7 protein-coding genes are annotated in these 8,389 nt (G+C 71.4%); 6 read left to right on the top strand and 1 reads right to left on the bottom strand.

The window, feature by feature from the left end; all coding sequences use genetic code 11:
• The 5 genes from GUY60_RS30095 to GUY60_RS30075 form a co-directional block, all read left to right on the top strand.
• On the top strand, window positions 1-891 hold an 891-nt coding region (locus GUY60_RS30095), incomplete at its 5' end, for a zinc-dependent alcohol dehydrogenase (protein WP_246235820.1).
• A gap of 48 nt (window positions 892-939) precedes the next feature.
• Window positions 940-1,338 carry a 6-pyruvoyl trahydropterin synthase family protein gene (locus tag GUY60_RS30090; protein ID WP_161703487.1) on the top strand — a complete coding sequence of 133 codons (399 nt, stop codon included), beginning with the start codon at window positions 940-942 and terminating at the stop codon, window positions 1,336-1,338.
• Between the two features lie 10 nt (window positions 1,339-1,348).
• Window positions 1,349-2,041 carry a RibD family protein gene (locus tag GUY60_RS30085; RefSeq protein WP_161703485.1) on the top strand — a complete coding sequence of 231 codons (693 nt, stop codon included), beginning with the start codon at window positions 1,349-1,351 and terminating at the stop codon, window positions 2,039-2,041.
• Window positions 2,042-2,109: 68 nt separating this feature from the next.
• Window positions 2,110-2,421 (top strand): trypco2 family protein, encoded by a 312-nt coding sequence (locus GUY60_RS30080; protein WP_161703483.1) that lies wholly within the window; start codon window positions 2,110-2,112, stop codon window positions 2,419-2,421.
• On the top strand, window positions 2,411-5,353 hold the full coding sequence (locus tag GUY60_RS30075; protein WP_161703481.1) for a trypsin-like peptidase domain-containing protein: 2,943 nt from the start codon (window positions 2,411-2,413) through the stop codon (window positions 5,351-5,353). The genes GUY60_RS30080 and GUY60_RS30075 overlap by 11 nt, the downstream gene beginning before the upstream one ends.
• 91 nt (window positions 5,354-5,444) lie before the next feature.
• Here GUY60_RS30075 and GUY60_RS30070 read toward each other — a convergent pair whose 3' ends face one another.
• Window positions 5,445-6,764, bottom strand: coding sequence for an oligosaccharide MFS transporter (locus GUY60_RS30070; protein WP_161703479.1), 1,320 nt, complete (start codon window positions 6,762-6,764; stop codon window positions 5,445-5,447).
• 204 nt (window positions 6,765-6,968) lie between these two features.
• On the opposite strand from GUY60_RS30070, the gene GUY60_RS30065 reads away from it, so the two are divergent.
• Window positions 6,969-8,336, top strand: a complete 1,368-nt coding sequence (locus GUY60_RS30065) for a glycoside hydrolase family 32 protein (protein WP_161703477.1) — start codon at window positions 6,969-6,971, stop codon at window positions 8,334-8,336.
• Window positions 8,337-8,389 lie beyond the last annotated feature (53 nt).

Genomic DNA, 8,389 nt, shown 5'->3' with positions numbered 1-8,389 from the left:
GTCCTGGTCCGGACGCTCTACTCGGCGGTGAGCCGGGGCACGGAATCGCTGGTCTTCAACGGTCGGGTGCCCGCCAGTCAGTACGCCGCCATGCGGGCGCCCTTCCAGGAGGGCGACTTCCCCGGGCCGGTCAAGTACGGCTACCTCAATGTCGGCCAAGTCGAGGCGGGCCCACCCGAGTTGACCGGTCGTACCGTGTTCTCGCTGTACCCGCACCAGGACCGCTTCACCGTTCCGGCCGCCGCCGTCACTCCCGTACCCGAGAATGTCCCGCCGGAACGGGCCGTGCTCGCCGGGACCGTCGAGACGGCGCTCAACGCCCTGTGGGACGCGCCCCCACGCATCGGTGACCGTATCGCCGTGGTCGGTGCCGGGCTCGTCGGATCGTGTGTGGCCGCTCTGCTGTCCCGGTTCCCCGGCCTCCGGGTGCAGCTCGTCGACACCGATCCGGCCCGCGCGGACCTTGCCGAGGCGCTCGGGCTGACCTTCGCACGGCCCGCGGAGGCCGTGGGCGACCGTGACGTGGTGTTCCATGCCAGCGCCACCCAGGACGGACTCGTACGATCCCTCGAACTCCTCGCCCCCGAGGGCTCCGTGGTCGATCTCAGCTGGTACGGCGACCGGCCGGTGAGCCTTCCGCTCGGTGAGCACTTCCACTCCCGGCGGCTGACCGTCCGCAGCAGCCAGGTGGGCGCCGTGCCGCCGTCCCGGCGTGGGCGGCACACCCTCGCAGACCGGCTCCGCATCGCCCTCGAACTCCTCGCCGACCCGGTCTTCGACGCGCTCATCACGGGTGAGTCCCGCTTCGAGGAACTGCCGCACGTCATGGCCGAGATCGCCGCGAACCGGCTGCCGGGCCTCTGTCACCGGATCCGCTACGACCCTGCCTGAGCCACCCCGCACCGAGCGCACAACCGTCAACCACCCTACGGAGCCGACTTGTTCACCGTCACGGTCCGCGAGCACCTCATGATCGCCCACAGTCTGAGAGGTGAGGTCTTCGGGCCCGCGCAGGGCTTGCACGGGGCGACGTACCTGGTCGACGCGACGTTCCAGCGCCCGGAGCTGGACGCCGACAACATAGTCGTCGACATGGCGCTCGCGGCCACCGAGCTGCGCGGCATCGTCGGGGCCCTCTCCTACCGGAACCTCGACGACGACCCCGACTTCGCCGGCATCAACACCACCACCGAGTTCCTCGCCAAGGTGGTCGCGGACCGCCTCGCCGCCCGCGTCCACGAGGGTGCCCTCGGCGCCGGGGCGCGCGGTCTCACCGGGATCACCGTCCAGCTGCACGAGTCGCACATCGCCTGGGCCGGCTACCACCGCGAACTCTGAGCCGCCGGACATGGTCATACGCCCGTACGTGCTGCTCTCCGCCGCCGTGTCCGTCGACGGCAGACTCGACGACACCGCCCGGGACCGGCTCGTACTCTCCAACGAACTCGACCTCGACCGCGTCGACCAGGAACGCGCCGCCGCCGATGCCGTGCTCGTCGGCGCCAACACCCTGCGCAAGGACGACCCGCGGCTGCTGGTGCGCAGCGCCGAACGGCGAGCGCGACGGATCGCGGAAGGAAGGCCCGAGCACCCGCTGAAGGTCACCGTCACCGGAACCGCCGAACTCGACGCAGGCGCACGGTTCTGGCACTGCGGCGGTGACAAGCTGGTCCTCACGGTCGACGCCGCGGAACACGAGGCCCGGCGCACGGTCGGCGCTCTCGCCGACGTGGTCAGCACCGGACCCGCACTCGACTGGGGCCGCGCCCTCGACGAACTCGGGCGGCGCGGGGTGCGCAGGCTGCTCGTCGAGGGCGGCGGCATCGTGCACACCCAGCTGCTCGCACTGGACCTGGCCGATGAACTCCAGTTCGTCGTCGCCCCGTTGCTGATAGGCCAGGGCGGAGCACCGCCGTTCCTCGGCCCTGCCGCGTACCCGGACGGCCCCCGAGCCCGTATGGAACTGCTCGAAGCCCGCCCCATCGGCGATGTGGTGCTGCTGCGGTACGCCCCCAAGTACCGTTGTCCACAGGCCCCGTGAGGCCCGCTTCGGCGTGGGTATGATCGCCGCAGCACGCACTCGGAACGGGTCTGGACGGGGGGCCGCAGGTGGAGAACGCGGTGGAACTGGCGGACATGATCGCCCAGTTGAGAAGCGAGATCGGCCAGGCGATGGCCGACGGTGAGGGCGCCGGACTCCGCTTCCGGGCGGAGCGCCTCGAACTCGAGCTGACCGTGGTCGTGGAGCGGAGCAAGGAGCCCGGCGGCAAGGTCAAGTTCTGGGTGGTCGAGGCGGGCGCCTCGGCCCGCACCGCACACCTCACCACCCAGCGCATCACGCTCAGCCTGCTGCCCGTCACCGCCGACACCCCAGAGCAACCGGCGCTGATCTCGGGCGCCGAACTGCCCGATGAGGACTGACCCGACGGCCGCCGGGGCCGGACTCGACCCGCACCGGATCGCGGAGATCATCGTCAGCGGCGCCAAGGGCGGACGACGCGGATCCGGGTACCGGATCAACACAAACGCCTTCCTCACCGCGGCCCATGTCGTCGCGGGAGCCACCGAGTTACGCGTCCGCTGCGACGCCGACCGGCCGGGTGAGTGGACCGCTCCGGCCGTCGTCTCCTGGGCGGACGAGGAACACGATCTGGCGGTGCTCACCGTCACCGTGCCTGCGCAGGCCGCCCCCACCGTGGAGCCGGTCCGCTTCGGGCGGATCCCCGAGGACCAGCACTCCGTGGTCGAGGTGCACACCGCCGGATTCCCGCTGTACAAGCAGCGCACGTCCGGCGGACGGGTCTTCCGCGACCAGGTCGTCGCGCTCGGCAGGACCGCGGGGCTCTCCAATCTCCGGGAAGGCAAGCTGGAGTTGGTGGTCGACCCTCCCGGCGCCGACCCGGACAAGAACGTGTCGCCGTGGTCGGGCATGTCCGGCGCCGCCGTGTGGGCGGGCGAACACATCATCGGCGTCGTCGCCGAGCACCATCGGGCCGAGGGCCTGGGACGGCTCTCCGCCGTCCGGTTCGACCAGGTGCTGCGCCGGCTCAGGACCGACTCCCGTGCCGAACTCGTACGGCTCCTGGGCATGCCCGACCCCACCGGTGCGCCGCTCGCGGTGCCGGGCGACCCGGCAGGAGGCGTGCGCGTCGTCGGCGTGCCCGTCGCCTACGGCATCGAGCTGTTCAAGAACCGCACACGTGAACGCGACGAGATCGCCGGGCACTTGACGAACCCGGCCGTCCGCATGGTCACCGTCACCGGCCGCCGCGGCATCGGAAAGAGCGCCCTCGCCGCCAAGGTCATGGACCTCATCGAACGCGGCGACTGGCCAGGACCCGTACGGGGCCCGCTCCCGTACGGCCTCGTCAACATCTCCAGCCGCACGTCCGGGATCTCCCTGGAACGCCTCTACTTCGACTGCGCCCGACTGCTCGGCCCCGAAGAGGAGACACGGCTGCGCGACACGTGGTCGGCGGGCGGCACCGCGCCCGAGCGGCTTGGCGAACTCTTCGAGGCCATCGGCGAGCGCCTGATCGTCATCCTCCTCGACAACCTGGAGGACCTCCTCCACGACGACGGCAGCATCGCCGACCCCGACCTCGACGTGTTCGTCGACTACCTGTGCAGAGCGCAGAACGCTCCCCGGCTCCTGATGACCAGCCAGGTCCCGGTACGCCTCAAGCCCGAACTGCGCCGGTTCGCCGCCCAGGTGGAGGTCTCCGAAGGCCTCGGCCCGGCCGAAGCGGTCGTCCTGCTCCGTGAACTCGACGGGGACGGCAGCCTCGGCATAGCGGGCCTGTCCGACGACGAACTGCTCCAGGCCGCCGTACGCGTCCACGGTGTGCCGCGCGCCCTCGAACTCCTCGTCGGGGCGGTCGCCGACGACTCGGTGTTCCTGCCCACGCTGCAGGAAGTCCTGGCGGACTTCACCCGTCGCCACGACGTCGTCGCCGCTCTCGCGCACGCCCGGCAGAGCCGCCTCGACCAGGAGCCGCGCGCGGTCCTCGGCGTGCTCGCCGCGCTGCGCACCCCCGTGGCGCAGCGGGCCGTCGAGGACATCGTCGGAAAGCTCGACCCACAGCTGCGGGTGCGGCCCGCCCTCGCACAGCTGGTCCGCGTCCATCTCGTCTCGGCGGACCGGACGAGTCGCACGCTCGCCCTGCACCCCCTGGACGCGGACCTCGCCTACGAAGAGTTTCCCCAGCACGGACCGTTCGGGAGGCAGTCGGTGGAGCGACAGATCGCGTCCTGGTACGCACGCGAAGGACAGCCGCGCGAGGAGTGGCGGACCTGGGACGACCTCGAACCCCAGCGCAGACAGTTCGACCACCTCGTGCGCGCCGACGACCACGACGGCGCCGCGCGGGTGCTGTGCGACATCAGTGAGTGGCTGGTCTGGCACGGTTCGGTGCTCGCCGCCGTCGCCATGCACCTCGCCGTCGACGGGCACATCGAGGACGAGCAGGTGCGGCTCGCGCACCTCGCCGCCTACGGGCACGCCCGGCTCAGCGCGGGTCCGATGGAACAGGCCGTCGACCTGTTCGCGCAGGCGGCCGACCTCGCCGAGCGGCTCGGCGACCGGTCCGCGCTGCAGAACGCGCTGTTCGGCCTCGGTGACGCCCAGCGGCAGATCGGCGACCTCGACGCCGTGGTCACGACACTTGCCCGCGCCGCCGACCTCGCGCACGAACTGGGCGACACCGAACGCGAGGAGCACACCCTCCTCTCCCTCAGCCTCACGTACAGCTACCGAGGCGACGGTGCGGAAGCCCTCGACATCGCCGACCGGCTCATGGCCGCGGCCCGGTCGAGCGGCGACCCGCTCACCGAGGCCCGCGCGGGCAACGCCCGTACGATCGCGCTGCTCACTCTCGACCGCTGGCAGGAGACCGTCGAATCCGGCGCCGAGACGGCCCGCGCCTACCGCGCCGCGGACAGTCAGGAGGCTGTCGCGTACGCGCTGAACGCGCAGGGGCTCGGCCTGATCGGCCTGGAGCGTGCGGAGCGGGCGGTCGAGGTGCTGAAGGAGGCGTTCCACGAGGCCTCGCTGATGGAGAACCCGCGCGCGGAGGGCGTCTGCCTCCTCAACCTCGCCTGGGCGTACTGGTGCGACGACAGCCACGACCAGTGCGCCGCCACCGCCGACCGTGCCTCGGCGGCCCTGCGGAAGGCCGGAGCGTCCCAAGCCCCGGCGGCCCCGGCCCTGGCGGAGGCGGCGCGGGCCCTGCCAGGTGACCGGCGCACCGCGGCGGACGCGCTGACCATGGCGGCCGCCGCGCTCGACGGCAACGCCGAGGTCGTACGGGCCGGTTGGTTCGCCGGCCGGGCGGAGCGGCTCCGCGAGGACTGAACCCAGGCCGGAGACGCGTGGAGGGGCCACCCGCGAAAACGGGCGCCCCCTCCACGCGTGACGTCCGAGGCGTCCTCGGACGGTGACCGGCTCAGACCTTCGCCGGCTCCGCCGCCACCGCCGTGTCGAGGCTCGGGGCGGACTCCGGCAACCCCTTCCCGTCCGGCCGCAGCGTCCACACCGAGATCGCCGTGAACGCGGCCACGCAGGCGGACATGATCAGGTACGTCGGGGCGTAGCCCACGCTGTCGTAGCCGATGCCCGCGAGCGGGGAGATGACCGCGGCGCCGACCTGGGTCGCGAGCTGGAAGCCGACCAGGTAGATCGAGGACGAGAGCCGCGGCTCGAAGTGCCGGTTGATGTACTTGAAGATCGCGATGAGCATGATCGGCAGCTCGACCGCGTGCAGCAGCTTCACCGCGGAGATCAGAGTCGGGTCCGTGACCAGGCCGGACAGGAAGATCCGGGTGGCCATGACGCAGCCGGAGACGAGCAGCGACTTCTTCGGGCCGAGCTTGTTCACCAGGAACGGCGCGAGCGCCATCCCGCCCGCCTCCAGGAAGACCTGCACGGAGTTCAGGTCGCTGTACATCCGGTTGCCCTCGGCCGTGGTCGAGAACAGGGAGGCGAAGTAGGACGGGAACATCGCGTCGTACGTGTTGTACGTGGCGGTGACCGCGACCACAAAGAGGAGCAGGCCCCAGAACGCGGGGTAGCGAAGCAGTGACTTCACGTCGGCGAAGGACACCGTGGCGGCGGCCTGGTCGACGGCGGCGGCGCGGCGGCCGTCGGACACCCGGATCGCGACGAGCAGCAGTACGAAGACCGCCGCACTGCCGGACGCCGCCCAGAAGTTGAGGGACGGGTCGATGTTGAAGAGTCGTCCCGCGAAGAACGTCGCCGCGGCCCAGCCGAGCGAGCCGAACATCCGGGCCCGGCCGAACTCGAAGCCGTGGAAGCGGCCGAGCCGCTCGGCGTAGCTCTCCAGGGTCGCGACCGCGACCGCGAAGGCCATCGCCAGGTACACCGAGCCGACCACGAGGCCGAGCGCGAACTGTGCCTTGAGCAGCGGCCCGTACACGTAGATGTACATGGGGCCGACCATCAGCATCAGGCCGCCGATCCAGTACAGCAGGTTCTTGCGCAGGCCCAGCCGGTCCTGGAGGAAGCCGTAGATCGGCATGGTGACCAGGCAGCCGATGGCGTTGGCGCTGATCACCAGGGAGCTGCGGCCGGCGCTCAGGCCGATGTCCTGGGTGAGCCAGATGGAGAAGAGTGACCAGGACAGGGACCAGGTCACGAAAAACATGAAGAGGGCCGCGCTGATCAGCGAGAAGTTCAGGCGGCGCCTGCTCTTCCCCGGCTCTGCTGTCGTCGCGGTGGGCGAAGCCGTACGGCTCTGCGTCGTCATGGCGCTCCCTTGCGCGCGGGCACCGCGGTGTCCCGCGCGATGCCCGCTCATGATGCCGGAAGTCGGAATGTGTCATTCCGTGGGCCCGATCCGTGAGATCCGGGGCCATCCCTAACACGTGCTAGGGCGGCACAACTATCACGTGTTAGGTTCCGAAAGGCAAGGGTTCGACGAAGAGTTCCAGGACGAGGAAGTGACAGCGACATGGCCGACAGGAATCTCCCCCGTCACCACGTGCGGCCCGCGGCGGGGCAGTGGTGCAACGACCCCAACGGGCCGGTCTTCCACGCGGGGCGCTACCACCTGTTCTTCCAGCACAACCCCGGCGCGGCCGTCTGGGGTGACATCCACTGGGGCCACGCCTCCAGCCCCGACCTGGTGCGCTGGACCGACCACGGCATCGCCCTCGCGCCCACACCCGGCGGCCGCGACGGGCTCGGGGCCTGGTCCGGCTGCGCGGTCGTCGAGGACGGCGTGCCCACCGCCGTCTACACCGGCATGGACCGGCACGACGGCATCGGCTCGGTCATGCTGGCCCGCGCCACCGACGACTCCCTCGACGAGCTCAAGGCCGAACCCGAACCCGTCGTCCCCGGCCCGCCGCCGGAGCTCGACCTGAACGCCTTCCGCGACCCGTTCCTCTTCACCCACGAAGGTCGCCGCTGGGCCGTCGTCGGCGCCGGACACCGCGCCACCGGCACCGGCGACGTGCTGCTCTACCGCGTCGACAGCCTCACCGAGTGGACCTACGCCGGTTCCCTCATCGACGCCACCGACCCTGTCGCGGCCCGCGTCGCCGGACCCGCAACCGCCTGGGAGTGCCCCGCGCTCGTACCGGCCGGTGACGGGCGCTGGGTGCTGCTGCTCTCGCTGTGGATCGACGACATCACGTACTCCACCGCGTACCTGACCGGTGAACTGCGCACCCAGGGCGAGGGGTTGAGCTTTGTACCCGCCGGCGGCGGCATGCTCGACCACGGCCGGGACTTCTACGCGCCCACCGCGCTCGTCGAGGACGACCGCACCCTGGTGTGGGGCTGGAGCTGGGAGTCACGCACCGAGGACGAGTCGGTCGCGGCGGGCTGGGCGGGCTGTCTCACCCACCCGCGCGAGCTCGGCGTCCACGCCGACGGCGCCCTGCGGCTCGCCCCCGCAAGGGAGTTGACCGGCCTGCGCGGCGCACCGCTCGCGCCGGGTATGGAGCTGCCCGCGGCGTACGACATCGAGCTCGACGTGACCGTCGCGCAACCCGACACCGAGGTCGCCCTCGGACTCGGCCCGAACCTGTCGCTGCGCGTCAACCCCACCCGCGGCACGCTCGTCCTGGACCGCCGCGGCGCCCCGGCCACAGCCACGCACCCCAAGCCGCGCACCCCCGAGGCGATCGCGACGGTGCCCGCGGGGACGACGGCCCACCTGCGCGTCCTCGTCGACGGACCGCTGGTCGAGGCGTTCCTCGACGAGCGGGCGATGCTGACGGAGAAGGTGTACCCGGCGCCGGAGGGCGAGCTGGTCGTCGACGTGGTCACGGGGGTGGCGGAGGTCGAGGTACGGGGGTTCGTCCTTCCCTGACCCGCGCGGCTGACTTATCAGCCCCTCCGGCGTTTGAGGAGCGGGGGTCCGGG

Origin of the sequence: Streptomyces boluensis (assembly GCF_009908195.1) — a bacterium.
Classification (GTDB): domain Bacteria; phylum Actinomycetota; class Actinomycetes; order Streptomycetales; family Streptomycetaceae; genus Streptomyces; species Streptomyces boluensis.
This window is presented reverse-complemented; position numbering and strand designations above follow the sequence as displayed.